Below are 20,423 nucleotides of genomic sequence, written 5' to 3'. Positions count from 1 at the left end.
CTCCCCCTTCCAAGGGGGAGTTAGAGGGGGTTTTAGAGATTTGTCCGTCAAGTATGTTAATACCTTTATAAAGCTAATTTCCAGATTTTGATTTTGCCATCGAGACTGCCACTAATCAAAAACTTCTGATCGGGGCTAAATTCCACGGAAGCAACACCACGTTCGTGATCAGCTAAAACCTGTGGCGATCGCTTTTCTTTTAAATGCCACACTCGGACAGTCTTATCCGCACTGCCACTGGCAAGTAAGCGATCATCCTTACTAAAATCGAGGGTATGCACTTCACCCGTATGCCCCGTCAGCACTTCCTTTAACTGACCTGTGGTGGCATCCCATAGACGCACCGTATTATCTTCCATTGCACTTGCAATCAGTTTGCCATTATTGCTGTAGTTGATGGCACGGACAGAGCTACCACTTTCCACCAGAGTTTTGACCACTTTTCCTGTTTCAACATTCCATAGGTGAATTGCCCCATCTTTGCAAGCACTCACTAAAACTTTGCCGTCGGGCGTAAAGGACACATCATAGACCCAAGATTTTTCGAGGAATGTCTTGATGGGTTTACCAGTTTCCGCATTCCATAACCGAATCGTGCGATCGCCACCAGAACTAGCAATCATTTTGCCATCGGGACTAAAAATCGCAGTATATACCCGTTCCTGATGCCCCTCAAGGATATTCAAAGTCTTGCTAGATTTCACATCCCAAATCATCACTTTGCGATCATCACTAGCACTAACCAACCTCTTACCGTCAGGGCTAAAGTAAATATCGTAAACTCGACCTGTATTCCCTTTTAAGGTTTGAATTTTTTTACCCGTTGCAAAATCCCATAGGTCAATATTGCGCTCAGCACTTGCCCCAGCCAAGGTTTTACCATCGGGACTCAGAGCAACTCCGTAAATCGCATCATTACTAGAAAACTCCTTAACTAAAGAAATAGAACCTGTGGTCGTGCCAGAACTAGGAGCATCTTTTAATGAGGTTTGTGTAGAGTTTTGAGGAACCGTAGTGGCTGGGGTGACTTCTTCCGAAACATCAGTGCGACTTGCTTTGGGTGGGACTGATAAGAGAAGTACAACTGTGGTAATCACGATCGCGCCAAGAGTTGTAAATCCTAAAAACCACTGCCAAGGTTGGAGATATTGCCAAATTGCTGATTTCTTGGATGGCGGATTCTGGGCAGAATGGAGATCGCGCACAGAGTCACTAATAGCATTACTAGACTGAATCGTACTCAGTCTGATTGTGGGCAAGCTGTGATTGACATCAGAAATCGGATAGCGATCGCGAAATTCTTTGAGGGCTTCATAGGCAATATGGGCATTGGCATAACGCTGGCGAAAATCAAACCGCACCATCCGCGAGAGAATATCTGCAAATTCGGGATAGACTTTCGGGGCAAGTGGTCGCCACACAATTTCGAGATTGTCATCTTTCTCTAAATGGCTAGGCGGAATGCCTGTCAAAGCTTGGATGCCAATCATACCGATCGCATAGAGATCACTGGCAAACTTAGGTTCTCCATGCGCCTGCTCACTAGGCATATATCCGGGGGTGCCAATTCCCACTGTGTAGACAGCTTCCTCATGTCCATTCAAAACCATTGTTGGCGTAGCAATTTGCTTAACAACACCAAAATCAATTAAGAAAAGCTGTCCATCACGCCGCCTAATAATATTTTCAGGTTTTATATCACGATGAATTACATTGTGTTGATGCACAAAACTCAGCACTGTGAGCAGATTTTGCAATAGATCGACAACTGCAAACTGCTCCCAAATTTTGCCTCTAATCAATTCATGGCTGAGGTCTTTGCCATCGATATATTCTTGAACTAGATAAAATTCTGATAATTCTTCAAAGTGGGCAAATAGTTGGGGTATTTGCGGATGCGCCCCTAAACGGTAAAGCACCTGTGCTTCCGTCTCAAAGAGCCGTCGTGAGAGCTGCAACAAACTTGAGTCTGAATTGCGAGGACATAATCTTTTGATTACCCGTGATGGACGATCAGGTAGATGCAAATCCCGTGAGAGATAGGTCTCGCCAAAGCCACCACCACCTAACCGTGTCATAACTTCGTAATGTCCGCCGACTAACTGCCCTGCTGTAAGACTCATAAGTTATTGAAGTTTTTCTGGGAATGTCTCAGATTTGCTAATCATCTTGACATATTGCCAATCAATTTTAACGTTAGTTCGACGAAGGCGGAAAATGGTAAAAATCGCTTAGCGATTTTTACCATTTTCCGCCATTTACGTAGCGCAAAGCGCCGCGCAAATGGCGTTATCGAACTCACGTAATTTTATAGCTGTCACCCATCTTGTTAGGACAATCTTATGAGGCGGCGCAAAGCGCTGCCTCATAAGATTGTGTTTATTTACGTGAAAAGCGACGCTTAATTTGATTGGTGAGAGTGCTAATTTCAGGGATTTTCATTTGTACCGCGATCGCCCCAAATATAGTTAGACCAATAGCACTAGCGATCGCTAAACCACCTAGCTTTGCACCAAATTTTGCCAACATACCAAAACTATCAAAGCTTTGGCTGAGTAAATGATAGATCCCCCAACTTGCACCACCTGCGATCACACTGGCGATCGTTAGTCCCAAAATAGTTACACTCCAACTTTTTAGAGGCATTCCATTTAAACGGCGATCAAGTAAATACATCATCACAATCATCGAGATCAGGTTGACGGCAACTGTCGCTAGTACCAATCCCGGAGCGCCAAATTTTTGGACAAGAAAGTAATCAAATAGTCCATTCAGGAAAATATTAACAATGCTAATTTTAAAAGGTGTATCGCCATCCCCTAACGCATAAAACACCCGCACCAATACATCACGCCCCAAATACACAAACATGCCTACAGAGTAAGCCATCAATACAGCAGCGGTTAGCTGTGAAGCCTCAGTATCAAAGGCATAGCGCTCATACACCACCTGAGAGATCGGCAAAGCTAGCGCTACCATCAAACCACTCAGGGGTAACATCGTTAAAGCTGTGAGCATCAAACCCTGACGGATACGCTGTTTCAGTTCATCCCAATTTTCGGGATCGGTTAGTTTCGATAAAACGGGAAACAACGGTACAAGAATCACATTCGACAAAATTCCTAATGGCGTTTGCACCAGTAACCCTGCATAGCCCATTGCTGAAACTGCCGCCGCCGCATTAGGAATAAAGGAAGCAAAAAATAAGTCCGTCCAGACATTAATTTGCAGCATCCCCGATGAAAAAGTGGCAGGAACCATGATTTTCATCACTTCTTTGACCTCGGGACGCTGCCAATCAAACCTTAGTTTAAAGCCCCCCATACCCGATTTGATCTGCACAGGTAACTGCACCAGCCATTGCAACACTGCTCCCGCCATTGTTGACCAAGCGAGGACTGCACCACCTAACATTGCGTTTTCAGGCAGCAAGATTTTGTCGCCCATCGTCCAAACTAAACCACCGATGCCAATTAAGACAGTCAAGCTAGAAAAGATCGGACTCACCGAAGGTAGCCAGTAGGTATCTGAGGCATTGAGCGCCCCAAAGCCAATACCCACGAGCCCTGCTAAGACTGCCATCGGAGCCATGATCTGAAACTGCTGAATGGCAATGTCTTTAGTAATCTTGAGATTTTGAATCGTTTCAAGGGAGATGCCCTTAGCCAATAAATCTGCCTCTGGCACAAATAAGCCAGGAGCGACTAGGTGCATTAATGGTTCCGCAAAAATCACCAAAGCGATCGTCACCAATAGCAAAATGCCCGTAACGATCGTGGTGATGCTATCGATAATCGTGGCAACTTCGCGGCGATCGCGTTTGGCGAGGACACTGACGATCGCACTGTGAAAGGGACCATTAATGCCGCCGAGGAGAATTAATAAAAATCCAGGAATTACATAGGCAAAGTTATATGCACCATAGGCTGTGCCATTACCAAAAGCAGCAGCGATCGCCACTTGGCGCAGTAGACCAAATATTTTGCTCAATAAAGTGGCAACTGCCACAATCGTCGCGATATTGAGAAGCGATCGCTTAGTGGATTGTGGTGGTTGAGGTTCGATGACGATATCTTCTTCGTTGCCAGACAAAATTGGTGCTGCCCTTTACAATTTAAACTCTGAAAAATGTAACACCAAATCACATCGTTGTGGTAACTAAAGGCGTAATTAAAAAGCTGTGGCACACTCTGTGAGTGCGCCACAGCTTTTTAATTATATATACCGCCCCCAAAGGGAGTTGCGGTGCAAAGCACCGCAACTCCCTTTGGGGTTTTACGTCCTGATACACTTGGCAGCAGCTATAACTATCTACCGAGCATGAAAAAAGCACCGATTGCTAAATAATAGTTAGCTAGCGATCGGCGCTTTCGTAATGTTTACGATGCTCTACATAAAGAATTCACAGTATTCATGAAATGCTTTAGGGCGCGCAAATCACCCCAAAGTAGTTCTATGTTAGTAAAGCTCTTCTTCTTTATGGGTTTCGATGGTGACATCAGAGGTTGGCTTAGCAACACAGGTAAGGACATATCCAGCTTCAATCTGATCGTCATCTAGGAAAGACTGATCTTCTTGATTAACAGTGCCACTGACGACTTTACCTGCACAGGATGAGCAAGCACCAGCGCGACAGGAGTAAGGAAGATCTAGACCTTCAGCTTCTGCAACATCAAGAATGTACTCGTCAGCAGGTACGTTGATGGTTTTGTTGATGCCTTCAGCTGCGTTAATAAGCGTTACTTTGTAAGTAGCCATGTTTTCCGTAATAAACCTGTTAAAGATTGCAGCCCCAATCATAAGTGATATCCGAGACCTAAACAAGAGAGAAATACTGAGTCGAGCAACATTTATTGCTCTCAACTCTAATTGGGCAAGACCTACAGCTAACAATTAATTTTGTAATTTTGATACAGCAATACCAAAAAACAGACAACAAAAGGCAAAAGAGAGTTGCGACATGTCACAACTCTCTTTTGCCTTTTAGCTAGGCTATATTTAGCTGGCGATCGCAGCTTTAAAAATATTTATAACAAAGAAGCGATTAGTATAGAGCTTCTTCTTGGTGGGTCAAGACTTCGAGATCAGACTGGGGATAGGTTACACAAAGCAGAGCGTAACCAGCTTCGATTTGCTCATCATCTAAGAAAGATTGATCGCCCTGATCGATTTCACCCTTAACAATTTTACCTGCACAGGAAGAGCAAGCACCAGCACGGCAAGAGTAAGGAAGATCAATTCCTTGAGCTTCGGCAACATCCAAGATGTACTCATCAGCAGGTACATCAATAGTCTGAGAGTTACCTTCGTTATCAATCAATTTTACTTTGTAGGTAGTAGCCATGAATGTAATAGACCTCTTAAAGATTGCAGCCAAATTAATAAACGTGGTCTTGAATTTGTACCCAAGTATAGGCACTCAGCCAATTTCTGTTTATTTCCATCACCCACAAGGGCATAAAACGCATCATATCGCTCTTGGCATCACGACAAACAGTTAGGTTTTTATTTCTATCATTGGTGATAGGTGATAGTTATAGATTGCTTTTGGTACATCTAAATTAGCTAAATCCTCCTCTAGTCAGAGCTTTTAGGTGTTTTGATAGGTCTATAAAATGATGAGGTTTCGTTTGAATTTAAAAATATTCGATAAGTTTTTGTTAACTTATCTGTGATCTTAATTTATAGAGGAGGTTTTAATAGGAAAATTCAATATATCTAAGTTCACTGCCAAGCTGTTAGGCACTACGGCGAAACTCGCTAGGGGAAACTCCCATCCAACGGCGAAAGGCACGATGAAATGCACTGGTTTCTGAGAATCCCAACAAAAAAGCGACCTCGCTCACCGCAATTTGTGCTTCCCGCAAATAGTAAATCGAAAGTTCTCGCCTCATATCATCTAGCAGCTTATGGTAAGAAGTACCTGCCTCGTCTAGCTTCCGTTGGAGGGTACGGGGAGCATAGCCAAGTTGCTGAGCGATCGCTTTTAAACTCGGATCACCTCCCCGCAATCCTTGACTCATCAAGCGATGGACACTATCGAGTAAACCTTCAGATTGTGGCAATCGAGCCAAGAGTTCTTCGGCATGGCGATCGAGAATACAAGAGAGACTCGGATCAGCTTGCACTAAGGGATGTTGGATCAGTGCTGCATCTAGTCTCATTTCATTGACGGGTTGATCAAATGCTAAAGGAGACCTAAAAAAGTGATGGTAAGCCGACAAGTCCTTGGGTTTAGAGTGCTGGAAGCCCATGTGTAGCGGCACTAAATCTAAGCCTGTTAACTGACGACTCAATAGTACAAAGTTGGCTCCCACCCATTCACCCATCGCATCATTTGGTGGTAGGACTGTACTAGGAATTGCCATCGTAATTTGGGCAACATCTCCCTGAACTTCAAAGGTAAATTCGGCTCCAGTATGTCTAAGACGAGAGTAACGGACTAGCCGATCAAATGCTTCTCCCAAATAGGCGCTGCTATGCATGGCATAACCTAAGACATCCCAAGTTTTCGGTTTTGCCAATGTCGCCATTCGCAAGCCGATACAGCTAGTGGGCGATCGCAGCATAATGACTTGCCAAAGCGCACAAAAACGCTCGTGGGAAATCCGCCCATCCACATCCTCTAGACAGCTTGGGGCAAGCTTTAGGTCAGAGAGAATATGCTTGGACTCCAGACCACAGTGGGCAGCAGCCTCTAAAATCGCTTGCACGAGTTTAACTGAAACAGAATTTTGCATGAGAGACCTCTCAATGCTCTCAGGATTATGCATTACATGGTCAGAGTGGCATTTTTAGCACAGTGACATTTTAAGTCAATTTTTTCGACGCTTTTAGTCACTGCTTTGCAAGTGGGTTAACCAGTAGTCTAAAGCTATCAAAAGTTCCACTTATTTAACTAAACACAGATTTTAGAGAGGGCATAGTCAGATGACAGTATTACGAGGTCAGGCAGGTGAAACCCTACAAGTATTAAGCGATCGCATTTGTATCAAATTAAAAGCCTCGGATTCACCCAACCGTATGGCGGTAATGACGGTGGAGGTTCCGCCAACGGGTTCTGTTCCTCCCCATACCCATGCTAAGGAAGAAGAAAGCTACTTTATGTTGGCAGGGATGATGGTGATGCAATTAGGTAGCCAAGAATTGACGATTGAAACTGGTGATTTTGTGCATGTACCCGCAGGAACAATTCACGGCTACAGGAACGATACCCATCAACCCGTTCGTTTTCTTGCATGGAGCGTTGGTGGAGCCATTGATGAATTCTTTACTGAAATGTCAGAACAAATTCGAGAGATGCCTGACGGGCACTGGTCAGTAAAGGAGTGAGGGTTAAAATAAAGAGGTAGAGACAAGGAGGCAAAGATGAAATGTCCGCACTGCCAAAGTGAACAGGGGGTCAAAAATGGCAGAGATTACCACCAAGACGGCAAAGCGATCCAAAATTATTTATGGAAAGGATGTGGCAAGCGATTCAACGAACGGACAGGAACAGCGATGTCAAGGCTAAGAACCCCAGCAAGTATCGTGTCCTATGCCCTGAAAATGAGGACAGAGGGGATGGGAATCAGAGCAAGTGGGAGAGTGCTAGAAAAATCACACACTAGCATCATGAGATGGGAGCAAAAACTGGCAAATCATGCAGAACAATGGAGTCCAGAAGCCCCAGCAGGAGGAGAAGTGACTATTGAAGGAGATGAAATTTATACTCGCGTAGGCGAGAACCTTCCCCCCCAGTGAATCAAAAGGGTGGACAGTGATATTTATCGAACGTAACAGTCGCTCTTGGATTGAAGCAAAGGCAGGACAGAAAAATACCGAGCTATTTGCAAAAGCAACAAAAACAGCATGGACATGGGGAAAGGCAAGTCAATACATCCGATGGTTTAGCGATGGGGAAAGGAGATATGCCCAACAACTGTGGCAAATGGCAAGTGTATACCTCAAATCCACCGAAGTAAGTCGTGAGTATGGACATCGGAAAGTATGGCGATATGGATTAGAAGTGGCGATCAAAATCAAAGGCTCACAGGGAAATCGTCGGGTCGAATGGGTAAAACCTGAGCATCCCTATACAGCGATTAGCGACAAGAGTGAAGTTCATGCTAATCACAATGAAGCAAACAACAGTGCCTTGAGAAGTAGATGTAGCGCTTATCGCCGCAGACAAAACCTGTATTCAAAGAATACTGAAGGATTACAACGCACAGTCACTGTGCAAAGATTAGTGCACAACTGGGTAAGACCTCATGCGGGCTTAGGCAAGAATAAGACTCCAGCTATGGCGATTGGTCTATATCATCGACCGCTTTCCATGTTGGAGTTGCTATGAGACTGTCAAGTAAAATGTGTAAAGTCTAGAAGCTAGACGTGGAGACGATCCTCGAAGAGGATGGCAAAGCGATTAAGAGCAGGTTTCGAGACTGTCAAGTAAAATGTGTAAAGTCTAGAAGCTAGACGTGGAGACGATCCTCGAAGAGGATGGCAAAGCGATTAAGAGCAGGTTTCCAATCACGAATCGGCATCGTCCACTTCTTCGAGATATTCCGCATTGCTAAATAAACGAGCTTGAAAGCAGCATCATCAGAGGGAAAAATCTGTTGGGATTTAATCACCTTCCGCAAACTACTGTTCATCGACTCAATCGCATTGGTGGTATAAATCGCCCTGCGAATCTCGGTCGGGAAAGCAAAGAAGGGGATAATGTTTGCCCAATGACTGCGCCAAGACTTGGAGATTGATGGATATTGCTTGTCCCACTTTTCAGCAAAGAGTTCGAGATTAAACTCAGCCTCCGATTCCGTCGCCGCGCTATAAATAGCCTTGAGGTCAGCACAAACTTGCTTGCGTTGTTGCCAAGGTACAAAAGCGACCGAGTTTCTGACCATGTGGACAATGCATAACTGCACCTGAGTTTTAGGAAATACCGTCTCAATCGCATTAGGGAAACCAGTCAAGCCATCGACACAGGCAATCAAAATATCTTTGACCCCACGGTTGTGAATTTCGGTGAGTACTGACAACCAGAATTTCGCACCTTCATTCGGAGAAATCCACATACCCAGTAATTCCTTGTACCCGTCCATATTCACGCCCAAGGCAAAGTACAAGGATTTGTTAATCACTCTGCCATTGTCTCGGACTTTGATGACTAGACAGTCCAGAAAGACGATTGGATAGACTGCTTCAAGGGGACGGTTTTGCCATTGCTTCACCTCGGAGAGTGTAAAGTGAAGTGTGTAAAGTCTGGGATATATACAGAGAGATGATCTAGACACACAATTACCAACACTAAAACTGATGAATATACGCAAAGAATTGCTCGACGAATTGCTGCAAGAATGTAAAACACCACCTGACCTATTCGGAGAAGGAGGCATTCTGAAACAACTGACAACCGCGTTGGTGGAGAGAGCATTGGAAGCAGAACTATCAACCCATCTGGGATACGGTAAGCACGAACCTAGACCAGAAGGACAAACCAACAGTCGCAACGGTTATAGCCAGAAAAAAGTGCAAGGTGACTTTGGCGTAGCCGAAATCGCAGTCCCCCGAGATCGGCAAGGGGAGTTTGAACCGCAGATGGTGAAGAAAGGACAAAGTCGCTTGTCAGGACTAGATGAAAAGATCATTGCTCTCTACGCACGAGGTATGAGTGTCAGGGATATTCAAGCCCAGTTGCAAGAAATGTATGGTGTTGAAGTATCACCAACACTTATTTCCAATGTTACAGATGCAGTAATTGACGAGGTGAAGCAATGGCAAAACCGTCCCCTTGAAGCAGTCTATCCAATCGTCTTTCTGGACTGTCTAGTCATCAAAGTCCGAGACAATGGCAGAGTGATTAACAAATCCTTGTACTTTGCCTTGGGCGTGAATATGGACGGGTACAAGGAATTACTGGGTATGTGGATTTCTCCGAATGAAGGTGCGAAATTCTGGTTGTCAGTACTCACCGAAATTCACAACCGTGGGGTCAAAGATATTTTGATTGCCTGTGTCGATGGCTTGACTGGTTTCCCTAATGCGATTGAGACGGTATTTCCTAAAACTCAGGTGCAGTTATGCATTGTCCACATGGTCAGAAACTCGGTCGCTTTTGTACCTTGGCAACAACGCAAGCAAGTTTGTGCTGACCTCAAGGCTATTTATAGCGCGGCGACGGAATCGGAGGCTGAGTTTAATCTCGAACTCTTTGCTGAAAAGTGGGACAAGCAATATCCATCAATCTCCAAGTCTTGGCGCAGTCATTGGGCAAACATTATCCCCTTCTTTGCTTTCCCGACCGAGATTCGCAGGGCGATTTATACCACCAATGCGATTGAGTCGATGAACAGTAGTTTGCGGAAGGTGATTAAATCCCAACAGATTTTTCCCTCTGATGATGCTGCTTTCAAGCTCGTTTATTTAGCAATGCGGAATATCTCGAAGAAGTGGACGATGCCGATTCGTGATTGGAAACCTGCTCTTAATCGCTTTGCCATCCTCTTCGAGGATCGTCTCCACGTCTAGCTTCTAGACTTTACACATTTTACTTGACAATCTCGGCACTGAGCGTGGCTTTCGTTTCCTCAAAGATCCTTTGTTTTTTACTTCTAGTGTTTTTCTCAAGTCTGCTAAACGCATTGAGGCTTTGGGCATGATTATGGTGCTTTGCTTGCTCGTTTATAATTTAGCTCAACGACAACTCAGACTTGCTTTAGCTCTCGCTCAAGATACTATTCCTAATCAATTGGGTAAACCCACTAATTCGCCAACTTTGCGTTGGATTTTTCAATGTTTTATGGCGGTTCATTTAGTTTCTTTTCAGAACCTGACTCAAGTTGCAAATTTGTCTCCTCTTCGCCTTCACATTTTGAATTTCTTTTCTCCCTCCTGCCAACGCTACTATCTCCTCCCTGCTCCTGTTTCGTAATTGTTTTTTTCTTCCATTACGAGCGGAATGTGGGCTCAATAAATCCTTTCCTTTTTAGGACTACCGATTTTTGACCTTGGAATGTGGATATTTCTACAGAAGGGAATCGGAAAACTATCAACGCTGTAAACCGATAGGCAATAAATCGCTACAATTTTATTATTCATTTTTCTTGCTGCTACTCAGTTATTTTCCTTTGTAGCAGCATTTTTTCTTCTTACGATGGGTAACAACTTGGTTTAGGTAATATCCTTGCTAAACCTTCTATAAATTCGGACGGAAGTGCCATAGAGACCTCGCTGTTATAAGAAATTTTAGCGGATTTTAGAATATTCGTGAAGTTAGCAGTAAAATTGACAGACCTAATAGAACTAAAATCGAACTACCAATATTGTTCCAAAACTGGTGGTAGCTAATCAGAGAGGCGCGTTGATTGGGACGATCCTCCATGATCGGTTGTAATGTTGATAAATCAATGATGGGAAACTTGCCACGTCGAAACCAACCTGAAGCAAGTACCGAGCGATCGCATAGCAATTCTAAATTTTTAATCGTACTAGAAGGATCGATAATCCATTGGCGGAAGTTAGGAATGTAGTTGAGAAAAGCTAAACCACCTTGATCTTCTAAACGCAATGAATAGCCAATGTAAAATTCATCAGTACCATAGCCAAGTAATTCCCCTGGGATTTGGACGGGTGCGCCTTGAACATAGCTGGCATAGGGATCGGTTAATAAACTGACGAGATCGGTATCAGCAACTTTGCGAAAGTCTGGATAGCGTAAACTGCCTTGAAACATAAAGCCTAGACCCAATCCAATCAGAGAAAAGCTCAGGAGTAACCATCGGTTAAAGAGTTGATATAAAAGTGTTGATGCAATTATGGAGATCGCTACACCGATAAATGGAGAGATTTGAATTAATAAGTCGCGCCAAAAGTTGCGATATAGGCGATTTTTATTGAGCTTCTTTTCTTCCTTGAGTAATTCCTCAAAATCATATTCTGTTAATAGTCCTAATTGTTTGGAATATCCAGATAGAAACTTAAGACGCTTGCCAATTAAGGGATGCGTAGAATGGATCTCTAGCCAACGTCGCCAAGGATTGAATAACTCCCATAGAAATACGCGATAGGGATCTTGATCGGTTTGTCCGACATGGGCAATTTCCATGGCTAAACCGATCGCTGTCATTGTTTGGCGATCGCAGATACCAAGCGCTCTTGTCGATTCTAAAAGCCGATTAGTCGGCATGGCAGGCTGATTATAGGGCAACATTTGTCGCGCCATTTTAGGTAAGGCACGGGCGAGGGCATTGGGGTTGCCCGTTACTTCTGAGGCAAAGCGATCGCTGACTATCGTACTGGTATGGGAAAGCCAAACCAGCAAATAATTACTCAGGGAGTAAAGAACATTGGCAAAGGTCGCGGCAATTTGCCAGACTTGTTTGGCACTTTTGGTTCGATAACTGCGGCGGCTTAGTAATACATAGAGGTAATAGAGAATCTGCACAGGGGCAGAAATAAAGGTCAGGACAGCAAAGCTTTTATTCCGAATTCTTCCCAATTGATAGGCATAAACCGCCGCGATTTCATCATCATCTAGACATTCAAATAAACCCCGACTAACGATAATTCGCGCAGAATTGGAAATCACACCATAGGTAAAGGCAACAGGTGCATCATCCTCAATCCATCCCAAACGCGGTACAAAAATATTATATTTTTCGCAAAAATCCTCAATAACTTCTACAGCTTCGGGACTTTTCTCATCCAAATCTGCAAGAGTAATCCATTGAATTCGGTGATATTGCTTTTGGGTAATGTCGATGATCCAAGGTGACATAAAAAACACCAAAATGCTGATCACGAATGTCACAATTGAAATGGCGATCAACCAAGTATTGGTAAAGGTATCAGTAAAAATCAGCGAAATTCCATAGCCAATTAAAAACTGCAATCCAACAATTGAAAGGATTGTGAATAGAATTGCGGCAATAAAAAAATAGGTGTAGCGAGAAGGAAGGGCGAGGGTAACGTTTTTTTTGCGATAGCGACGAGGATTGGACTTAATTACCGAGGCAACATCTTCATTCCGCTTAATCCGATCATCGGGTGGATCAGCTAGAATTGCGCGAAGGGTAATTAAAGATTTTTGCGCCCATTTTTGTAACTGTGGGTCAGCATAGGTTTCCAATTGTTCACAAATGGCGATCGCTTTATCGGCACGTCCTGTCTTTTTGTATGCCGAAACAAGCCAGATTTGTGACTGCACATAATCTTTGGATGTAGGATCGTCACAACCTTGGCTATATTCAGTCAAGATGGCGATCGCCTCAGTATAGTGTTTTCGCAACAATGCCTCTTTCCCGGCTTTTAGTGACATCGTTTCGCCTCAATCTCGCAACGTTAAAGTTTATTTTGACATTTACCGCGCATGATTAACTACCCTGTAGTCAAGCAATTGCAAATATAGCAGTACCAAAACCCAGAAGAGAGTTGGGGCGCGAAGCGCCCCAACTCTCTTCTGGGTTTTATTTTGGCTATTGCTATAAATCCCCCTATTTGTAAGCGAACGCGGGTGTCTATACAAGCAGGCGATCGCGAGAAATCTTCCTTTTGGATGAACTAATCGATTTTGCCTCCCTACACCAATTTGGTAACAATAGCGATATTGAAGGTAACAATCTTTACAGAATTTAATATTTAGATCGCCACAATTAGGTTAGCAATTAGCTCATATTGATTGCTACAACGCTATAGCTATGTTCAAGTTGTCTGTAGAGACTTGTCAAAGCAACTACATCACCTTGAAAAATGCTATCAGTGTTTTATTCACATAAGAAGGAGGAGACCATGTCTGATATCCCAACTGGTGGTCAAATGTGTTGGAGGCGCGAAAATGGCGAGCATGTCCTACATTTACGCCATAGCCCCTCGGAACAATGGCGAAACTACGAAGAATTTCCCGACTATGTTTTACAAGATCCTGACGGATTCTCTAAAGGCATCACCACATTTCGAGCATTACTAAAGAGAGATTGGATCACTATTAAGTCCTAATACCAATTCACGAAAGTGTGGTCACACTTTCGTGAAGTAAAACGCAAATCCAGTAAGGTTTTTCAAAACTACTTACGGAGAGATGCTTAGCATCTCTTCGTAAGTCTATTCATCCCAATCCTTCCACTCAACTTTGTTGATTTCTAAATAAGCATCCACGGCTTGTCCAATGGTCGGAAAGAAGTTCTCTTTCCCCAAGGTGTTAAAGATGCCATAGCGCTTGAGCCGATCCTTAGTCGGCCCTTTCATTTCCGCAAAACATAACTCGATTCCCGCTTGGCACAGAGTCTTATCAAGTTCCGCGATCGCATCTGCTGCCGTGATATCGATATCTGTAACAGGCTCAGCAGCAACTAGTACCCAATTAGTCATCGTTGGGGCAGTCACTACCGACTGCATTACCCGTTCACAAAAGGTTTCCGCATTAGCAAAAAATAGCGGTGCATCCCAACGAAAAATCACTAGCCCCGGAATTCGTCTAGCTTCGGGATGGCGCAAAACATCGTGATAGCCTTTAATCCCGTCTATACGTCCAAGAACTGCATAGTGTGGTCGCCATGCACTCCAAACAAATGCTAGTAGGGCTAAACCTACTGCTATAAAGATCCCTTGAATTACTCCTAGAAATGCCACACCAGCAAAGCAGACAATTGATAGCCCAAACTCAAATCGTCGTAGTTGATAAAGCCTTAATGTCCCCGTAATCTCAAAAATAGCAATACCCGATGAAATTACGACGGCACTGAGAGCGGCTTGGGGTAAATTTTGCAATAACATTGGGGCGAAAAATAAAACTAGGGCGATGCAAATTGCGCCGACCAAACCTGTAATTTGGGTTTTTGACCCTGCTGCCTCAGCAACTGGTGTCCGTGAGGCACTACTACTTACCGAAAATCCTTGAAATAGTCCTGCGCTGATATTGGCAATGCCCAGAGCAATTAACTCTTGATTGCGATCGACTTTATACCCTCCCCGAATTGCAAAAGTGCGTGACAACAAGCTCATATCTGCAAAGGAAACTAGCGCGATTGCTAAGGCACTAGAAAGTAAAGTGTCAAATTTAACTGGGGTAATATTCGGAATCTGCCAAGTTGGTAAACCCTGTGGCAATATACCAACTACCGATACACCTTGATGAGATAGGTCAAATAGGGAACTGACTATAGTTGCACCAACTACTGCTATTAAAACCCCCGAAATCTTTGGCGCGAAATGTTTCAAGCCTAGAATGACAAACAAACAGGATGAACCGATCGCTAAAGCCACGATATTAGTTTTGCCATCGTGAACATTCTGTACTAAGGCGATTAATTCGTCCCAAATGGTATTTCCCGTAATCGATAACCCAAATATTTTTGGCATCTGTCCAATAATGACACTCAGCGCAATGCCATTGAGATATCCATAGCGGATCGGTTTAGAAATGAGATCGGTAATAAAGCCAAATTTGGCGATACCCGCAATAATGCACATTCCCCCCGAAAGAATTGCTAACATGCCTGCGATCGCGATCGCCTTGGCAGGATCACCACCAGCAAGTGGTAACACCGTTGCCGAAATTAATGGAATTAAAGCTGAGTCGGGACCTAATACCAAAATTCGACTGGGTCCAAAAATGGCATAGGCGATTAAAGGGACAATCGTGGCATAGAGTCCATAAATAGGTGGTAGCCCTGCGGCTTCGGCATAACCCATGCCTGCGGGAATAAGTATCGCTGTTAGTACTAGTCCTGCGCTGAGGTCTTGTGTTAGCCAAGAGCGTTTGTAGTTTCGCAATACGGCAATAATTGGTAGCCATCGCGCTAATCCGTGAGGACGGGATGTAAGGGGAAATGGTGCGATCGGTGGAGGAGTTGTCAAAAATACACCTCAAGTTTAGTTTTTGGTAGATCTTCCAGCTTACCGAAAAACTGCGCCCCCTTTGTTTTGGCTAACAAAAATATATCAGTCAAACATTTTTAAAAATACTTTCAATTCATCTAAAGCAGGATGTTCAAAATCCCAAATATGCAGTTTATTTGCCATTACATAATCAAAACCTGACATGCTGCATTTTTTCCCAGCCTGATCATTCTCATCACCAATACAAGTATCAAATCGCAAATAGTTACTAACCCAAAATTTATCAAAATCTTTTTGGCTAATTGATTCACTACTAAGTTTTTCTACACAGCTTCGCCACGCATCAAGACAATCAGCATATGGTGAGGGTTGGGATTTAATTGATTTTAGTAAAGTTTCTAATTCACCTGTACCATTGATATTAACAAAATAGCAAGCTAGCTGAAGAGAAAATAGTTTTTGGTCAGATGCAACAAAAGAAATATTTATAAAACTGTTGATTCTTTCGAGCTTAACTTGTTGTAATTGAGGAAAGATACTTTTAATTGCATTATTTATAAGATCAAACTTTTCTTGTTGGGAATTATCTGCATCTAAAATTATGCCAACTTTAGAGATATTGTTGTTTTCAGAAGCAGCCTTTATATCTCCTAATTCACCTTTTAGAGAAGATAAACTCAACCCTCCCAAAGTCATATAATCATTATCAGACAGATTTATTTCGAGAATCTCTATGTCATGGATATTGAGATAACTTACAAGAGATTGAATAAAGATTTTATCGTTTTTACTTTCAACAATTATACGGTTACTCACCTCTAACTCTCCTATCATGAGACAAGCTATATTCTAAGGTTTCCATATCGCGTTTAATGCCAATTATCTGACCAGTTTTGACACTTCTAGCCATCTCAAAATGTGCCGCCAAATCACTAAATTCACTTTCTAATCCAACTTTAGCAAATGCTGTAAGCATTTCCAAACTATGAGTAGTAGCAAATATTCGCACATTAAATTCTTTGGCTAAGTGAAATAATACTCTCCATAAATTAGCTTGATTAGTATAGTGAATCCCATTTTCTATTTCGTCTATGAGCAATATATTGCTATTGTTATTAACTATCGAAAGAATAATAACAGTAATCCTATTAATAGCATCTCCAAATAAAGGTAAAGGTAATCTTTTTTCATTATTGCGGGTTAAATAAAGCATAGGACTTCCTATGCCAAAATACTCAATTAAATCTATAGATGAATCAACAATCCTCAATCCATTCAACACTTCTTTTTCTCTATAGCTAAGCCTAGCTTTATCATATTCATCTGCAATTTGCTGTTGAGAAAATACAAAACTAGATGGTATGAACGGTATATTATCCTTCCCTAAAGGCTTAAACCAAGTGCCTAGAATACCTTCTTTATTAGCTATCAATTTGCCTTTAAATGTGTCTTTGTTGATAACAGATTCTATTTGTAGATTAGACGATTTAGTAGATGGGAAATCTATATATTTATTAGTATCAATTAATTTGTTTGATTCTATTAACTTATTATCATCAATTTTGATAAAAAGGCTATTAGTCTGATCGCTAATATTTTTAGTATTAGTCTCAATAGTAATTATCTTCGATTTGTCTTGGTTATAAAACAAATAATCCCAAGCTCTTTCAGGTAAGGTTTTGTCCAACTCTTCAGATTCATGACGATAACCCTTAAGAGATGCTAGTGTCTCTGGGTATGGAGAGCCGCCCAAAAGTAAAGCTTCTAGAAGTGCTGTTTTACCTGCGTTATTTTTGCCAGTGATGAGATTTACGGTTTTAAAACCAGAGATAGAGGTATTTTCAAAGCATCTGAAATTTTGGATTGAGATATCTCTAATCATGGATTTTATTGCCTAGACATTACAAAATATTTTAATCTGAAAACAATAAAGGGCAGCGCATCGCACTACCCTTTCAATTGCTGGAAATAGCGATCGCAATCTAATCGCAATCTATAGGAAAACCCACATTAATAAAATACCTAAGAGCGAACCCGCAACAACTTGGGCAGGAGTATGACCTAATAACTCCTTAAGTGGATCATGCTCTTCCTCGAATACTTCCACCATGATCTGATTGAGAACCTTTGCTTGCTTACCTGCGGCGCGGCGAATACCTGCGGCATCGTACATCACGATAAATGCGAAAACTGTGGCGATCGCAAACTGTGGTGTATCCCATCCTTGAGTACGACCGATCCCTGTAGCAAGTGCCGAAACTAAAGCAGAATGCGAACTAGGCATTCCCCCTGTTTCAAAGATCACCTTGGGTCTGATTTTTCCAAACTGCGCTAGCTCAATAAATAACTTGAGAAGTTGAGCAGTTAGGCTAGAACATAAAGCAATTAGCAGAACTTGGTTATCGAGGATTTCGCCAACAGGATGTATGTTCATAATCAATTGCAACAGTTAAAGGGTAAGAAAAGGTCAAGAAAGAGTTTGAGAATGTAGTCTAGTTTTTCCGAGCAGTGATGTAATCAGCAAGTGCCATAAGAGGTAAAGCCGCATCACCATAACTTACCAGTTGAGCTTTTGCTTGTTCTACCAATTCCTGAGCTTTTTGCTGAGAAACCTCAATTCCCCATAGGCTAGGGTAAGTAACCTTTTGAGCAGCGAGATCTTTACCAGCAGTTTTTCCAAGCTCTTCAGAAGTAGCAGTGATATCTAAGATGTCATCAATGATCTGAAAAGCTAAACCGATATTATTAGAATAAGTGGATAAACGCTTAATGTCGGTATCATTTGCACCTGCTAGCAATGCTCCACAGATGACGCAGGACTCTAATAGAGCCGCCGTTTTATGTAAATGAATAAAGGTGAGTGTGTCCGCAGTCACATCCTGCTTACCCTCACATTCTAAGTCAACTACCTGACCACCAACCAAACCCGTCGCCGCCACAGCATGACCGAGATGGGCGATCGCTTTTAAAACCCTCTCCGCAGGTACGTTTTTGGTTTGAGCAGCGATAAATTCAAAGGCATAGGCAAGTAAGGCATCCCCCGCCAAAATTGCAATATCATCACCATAAACCTTGTGATTGGTTGGTTTGCCGCGTCGAAAATCGTCATTGTCCATCGATGGTAAATCGTCATGGATTAAAGACATAGTATGTACCATTTCCATCGCGCAGGCTGTGGGCATTGCCCAAGCGCGATCGCCACCGAGCAATTCACAGGCGGCAAGACAGAGGATTGGGCGTAAACGCTTGCCACCAGCCATCAGCGAGTAGCGCATGGATTCATAAATTTTTTCGGGATAGGTAACAGCGATCGAAGCATCAAGGGCTGCCTCAACCTCCTGCTTGAGATCGCGTAAATACTTATCTAAATTGAATGCGACGGTTTGTGATGGCATAGCTGGCTTTAGTGATTTCGACAGTTACTCGACAATAAATAATTAAAGAATTTACTGGTTTTTGTTTAGATGTGGCGTGGGCTTTGCCCGCGCCACATCTAAACGATGCGTAAGTCCTAATAATTGCTGGAATTGGGGCAGAATTCCAGACAGTATCCAGAATGTATATTATGCAACGTCTTGCGATCCTCTCTCTAGAATTTTTGGGTTTTAATACCTAATCTATTGAAACCCAAAAATTCTAGGGTTTAGCAAACTTTTGCTTGTAGCTCCATACAGTGTTGTGTAGGAGCATGGTTACAGTCATTGGACCAACTCCCCTCGGAACAGGGGTAATGTGGGAGGCAACTTCACTGACGCTGGCATAGTCCACATCGCCAACTAAGCGGGATTTGCCTTCATAGTCGGTGATGCGGTTAATCCCCACATCAATTACCACAGCTTCAGGTTTTACCATCTCGGCAGTTACAAATTCGGGTCTACCGATCGCTGCAATTAAAATATCAGCTTTGCGGGTAATTTCGGCAAGATTCTTGGTACGGGAATGGGCGATCGTCACTGTGGCATTTTCTTCGAGCAGCATTAGGGCAACGGGCTTGCCTACGAGAATGCTGCGCCCGATCACTACGGCATTTTTCCCAGCAATATCAATTTTGGCTTCGGCTAAAAGCTCCATCACTCCCGCAGGTGTGCAACTCCGTAAGCCTGCTTCACCTCGCGCTAGTTTACCTAAATTATTGGGGTGTAAGCCATCGGCATCTTTATCAGGATCGAGGCGATTTAACAGGGCGATCGCATCAAATTTGTCGGGCAAAGGTAATTGAATCAAAATGCCATCCACGCGATCATCGGCATTGAGTTCATCAATTACTTGCTCTAATTCTTGTTGGGTAACGCTTGCAGGAAAATGCTTGCCAAAAGATGCGATCCCCGCTTTGTGACAGGCAGTTTCTTTGTTTTTGACATAGGCGGCACTGGCAGGATTATCGCCAACCATTAGCACGGCTAGCCCCGGAGGACGACCATACTGGGTTTGTAATTGTGCGACCTCCTCTGCGATCGCGCTTTGCATTTTCTTAGCAAGTGCCTTGCCGTCAATAATTACTGCCATATTCTCTAAATTTTTTGCGATACCCACTATCTAAACGATTGTATCGTTTGATGGCTCAATATGAGGAGGGGCGCACTGCGCCCCTCCTCATATTG

At 43.0% G+C, this 20,423-nt stretch carries 16 protein-coding genes and 2 pseudogenes; 5 read left to right on the top strand and 13 right to left on the bottom strand.

Annotated elements, in window-relative coordinates; genetic code table 11:
* Positions 1-65: 65 nt before the first annotated feature.
* From NMG48_RS00805 to NMG48_RS00785, 5 genes are all read right to left on the bottom strand, one after another.
* Positions 66-2,123, bottom strand: a complete 2,058-nt coding sequence (locus NMG48_RS00805; RefSeq protein ID WP_271253582.1) for a serine/threonine-protein kinase — start codon at positions 2,121-2,123, stop codon at positions 66-68.
* 256 nt (positions 2,124-2,379) lie between these two features.
* Complete coding sequence (gene murJ, locus NMG48_RS00800) at positions 2,380-4,092, bottom strand: murein biosynthesis integral membrane protein MurJ (protein ID WP_271253581.1); 1,713 nt, start codon at positions 4,090-4,092, stop codon at positions 2,380-2,382.
* Between the two features lie 366 nt (positions 4,093-4,458).
* Positions 4,459-4,758, bottom strand: coding sequence for a ferredoxin (locus tag NMG48_RS00795; protein ID WP_271253580.1), 300 nt, complete (start codon positions 4,756-4,758; stop codon positions 4,459-4,461).
* 286 nt (positions 4,759-5,044) lie between these two features.
* Positions 5,045-5,344 (bottom strand): ferredoxin, encoded by a 300-nt coding sequence (locus NMG48_RS00790; RefSeq protein WP_126387654.1) that lies wholly within the window; start codon positions 5,342-5,344, stop codon positions 5,045-5,047.
* 394 nt (positions 5,345-5,738) lie between these two features.
* A complete protein-coding gene (locus NMG48_RS00785; protein ID WP_271253579.1) occupies positions 5,739-6,740 on the bottom strand; it encodes an AraC family transcriptional regulator in 1,002 nt (333 codons plus the stop codon).
* A gap of 190 nt (positions 6,741-6,930) precedes the next feature.
* Here NMG48_RS00785 and NMG48_RS00780 point away from each other — a divergent pair, with 190 nt between their 5' ends.
* Both NMG48_RS00780 and NMG48_RS00775 read left to right on the top strand, forming a co-directional pair.
* Positions 6,931-7,332, top strand: a complete 402-nt coding sequence (locus NMG48_RS00780) for a cupin domain-containing protein (protein WP_271253578.1) — start codon at positions 6,931-6,933, stop codon at positions 7,330-7,332.
* A 36-nt stretch (positions 7,333-7,368) separates the two neighbouring features.
* A protein-coding gene (locus tag NMG48_RS00775; protein WP_271253577.1) for an IS1 family transposase occupies positions 7,369-8,335 on the top strand; the annotation gives its coding sequence in 2 pieces (ribosomal slippage) (positions 7,369-7,731 and positions 7,733-8,335; 966 coding nt in all).
* A gap of 121 nt (positions 8,336-8,456) precedes the next feature.
* On the opposite strand, the pseudogene NMG48_RS00770 reads toward NMG48_RS00775, so the two are convergent.
* A pseudogene (locus tag NMG48_RS00770) lies at positions 8,457-9,227 on the bottom strand (IS256 family transposase); the annotation flags it as partial.
* A 76-nt stretch (positions 9,228-9,303) separates the two neighbouring features.
* On the opposite strand from NMG48_RS00770, the gene NMG48_RS00765 reads away from it, so the two are divergent.
* Both NMG48_RS00765 and NMG48_RS00760 read left to right on the top strand, forming a co-directional pair.
* Positions 9,304-10,515 carry an IS256 family transposase gene (locus tag NMG48_RS00765; protein ID WP_271251743.1) on the top strand — a complete coding sequence of 404 codons (1,212 nt, stop codon included), beginning with the start codon at positions 9,304-9,306 and terminating at the stop codon, positions 10,513-10,515.
* A 37-nt stretch (positions 10,516-10,552) separates the two neighbouring features.
* Positions 10,553-10,918 (top strand): annotated as a pseudogene (locus NMG48_RS00760) (IS1634 family transposase); the annotation flags it as partial.
* Between the two features lie 324 nt (positions 10,919-11,242).
* On the opposite strand, the gene NMG48_RS00755 reads toward NMG48_RS00760, so the two are convergent.
* Complete coding sequence (locus NMG48_RS00755; protein ID WP_271253576.1) at positions 11,243-13,303, bottom strand: M48 family metalloprotease; 2,061 nt, start codon at positions 13,301-13,303, stop codon at positions 11,243-11,245.
* 470 nt (positions 13,304-13,773) lie between these two features.
* Here NMG48_RS00755 and NMG48_RS00750 point away from each other — a divergent pair, with 470 nt between their 5' ends.
* Complete coding sequence (locus NMG48_RS00750; RefSeq protein WP_126386062.1) at positions 13,774-13,980, top strand: hypothetical protein; 207 nt, start codon at positions 13,774-13,776, stop codon at positions 13,978-13,980.
* Positions 13,981-14,085: 105 nt separating this feature from the next.
* On the opposite strand, the gene NMG48_RS00745 is transcribed toward NMG48_RS00750, so the two are convergent.
* The 6 genes from NMG48_RS00745 to folD all read right to left on the bottom strand — a co-directional run bounded on the left by NMG48_RS00745 (position 14,086) and on the right by folD (position 20,328).
* The gene (locus NMG48_RS00745; protein WP_271253575.1) at positions 14,086-15,840 is read right to left on the bottom strand and encodes a SulP family inorganic anion transporter; all 1,755 of its coding nucleotides are present in this window, start codon (positions 15,838-15,840) and stop codon (positions 14,086-14,088) included.
* Between the two features lie 84 nt (positions 15,841-15,924).
* Complete coding sequence (locus NMG48_RS00740; RefSeq protein WP_271253574.1) at positions 15,925-16,638, bottom strand: DUF3226 domain-containing protein; 714 nt, start codon at positions 16,636-16,638, stop codon at positions 15,925-15,927.
* Positions 16,631-17,704: an AAA family ATPase gene (locus tag NMG48_RS00735; protein ID WP_271253573.1), complete on the bottom strand. Its 1,074-nt coding sequence runs from the start codon at positions 17,702-17,704 to the stop codon at positions 16,631-16,633. The genes NMG48_RS00740 and NMG48_RS00735 overlap by 8 nt, the downstream gene beginning before the upstream one ends.
* A 111-nt stretch (positions 17,705-17,815) precedes the next feature.
* A complete protein-coding gene (locus tag NMG48_RS00730; RefSeq protein ID WP_126386065.1) occupies positions 17,816-18,256 on the bottom strand; it encodes a divergent PAP2 family protein in 441 nt (146 codons plus the stop codon).
* A gap of 58 nt (positions 18,257-18,314) precedes the next feature.
* The gene (gene crtE, locus NMG48_RS00725; protein WP_126386066.1) at positions 18,315-19,217 is read right to left on the bottom strand and encodes a geranylgeranyl diphosphate synthase CrtE; all 903 of its coding nucleotides are present in this window, start codon (positions 19,215-19,217) and stop codon (positions 18,315-18,317) included.
* A gap of 241 nt (positions 19,218-19,458) precedes the next feature.
* Positions 19,459-20,328 carry a bifunctional methylenetetrahydrofolate dehydrogenase/methenyltetrahydrofolate cyclohydrolase FolD gene (gene folD, locus NMG48_RS00720; RefSeq protein WP_271255303.1) on the bottom strand — a complete coding sequence of 290 codons (870 nt, stop codon included), beginning with the start codon at positions 20,326-20,328 and terminating at the stop codon, positions 19,459-19,461.
* Positions 20,329-20,423 lie beyond the last annotated feature (95 nt).

Origin of the sequence: Pseudanabaena sp. Chao 1811, from assembly GCF_027942295.1 — a bacterium.
Lineage (GTDB): Bacteria > Cyanobacteriota > Cyanobacteriia > Pseudanabaenales > Pseudanabaenaceae > Pseudanabaena.
Note: the sequence above shows the minus strand (reverse complement) of the source record. Positions and strands in the feature narration are given on the sequence as shown.

Coding starts and splice junctions, on each gene's coding strand:
- NMG48_RS00765 (WP_271251743.1), top strand. CDS start 9,304: ATGAATATACGCAAAGAATTGCTCGACGAATTGCTGCAAGAATGTAAA.
- NMG48_RS00790 (WP_126387654.1), bottom strand. CDS start 5,344: ATGGCTACTACCTACAAAGTAAAATTGATTGATAACGAAGGTAACTCT.
- NMG48_RS00785 (WP_271253579.1), bottom strand. CDS start 6,740: ATGCAAAATTCTGTTTCAGTTAAACTCGTGCAAGCGATTTTAGAGGCT.
- NMG48_RS00735 (WP_271253573.1), bottom strand. CDS start 17,704: ATGATTAGAGATATCTCAATCCAAAATTTCAGATGCTTTGAAAATACC.
- NMG48_RS00755 (WP_271253576.1), bottom strand. CDS start 13,303: ATGTCACTAAAAGCCGGGAAAGAGGCATTGTTGCGAAAACACTATACT.
- folD (WP_271255303.1), bottom strand. CDS start 20,328: ATGGCAGTAATTATTGACGGCAAGGCACTTGCTAAGAAAATGCAAAGC.
- NMG48_RS00795 (WP_271253580.1), bottom strand. CDS start 4,758: ATGGCTACTTACAAAGTAACGCTTATTAACGCAGCTGAAGGCATCAAC.
- NMG48_RS00780 (WP_271253578.1), top strand. CDS start 6,931: ATGACAGTATTACGAGGTCAGGCAGGTGAAACCCTACAAGTATTAAGC.
- crtE (WP_126386066.1), bottom strand. CDS start 19,217: ATGCCATCACAAACCGTCGCATTCAATTTAGATAAGTATTTACGCGAT.
- NMG48_RS00730 (WP_126386065.1), bottom strand. CDS start 18,256: ATGAACATACATCCTGTTGGCGAAATCCTCGATAACCAAGTTCTGCTA.
- NMG48_RS00805 (WP_271253582.1), bottom strand. CDS start 2,123: ATGAGTCTTACAGCAGGGCAGTTAGTCGGCGGACATTACGAAGTTATG.
- NMG48_RS00750 (WP_126386062.1), top strand. CDS start 13,774: ATGTCTGATATCCCAACTGGTGGTCAAATGTGTTGGAGGCGCGAAAAT.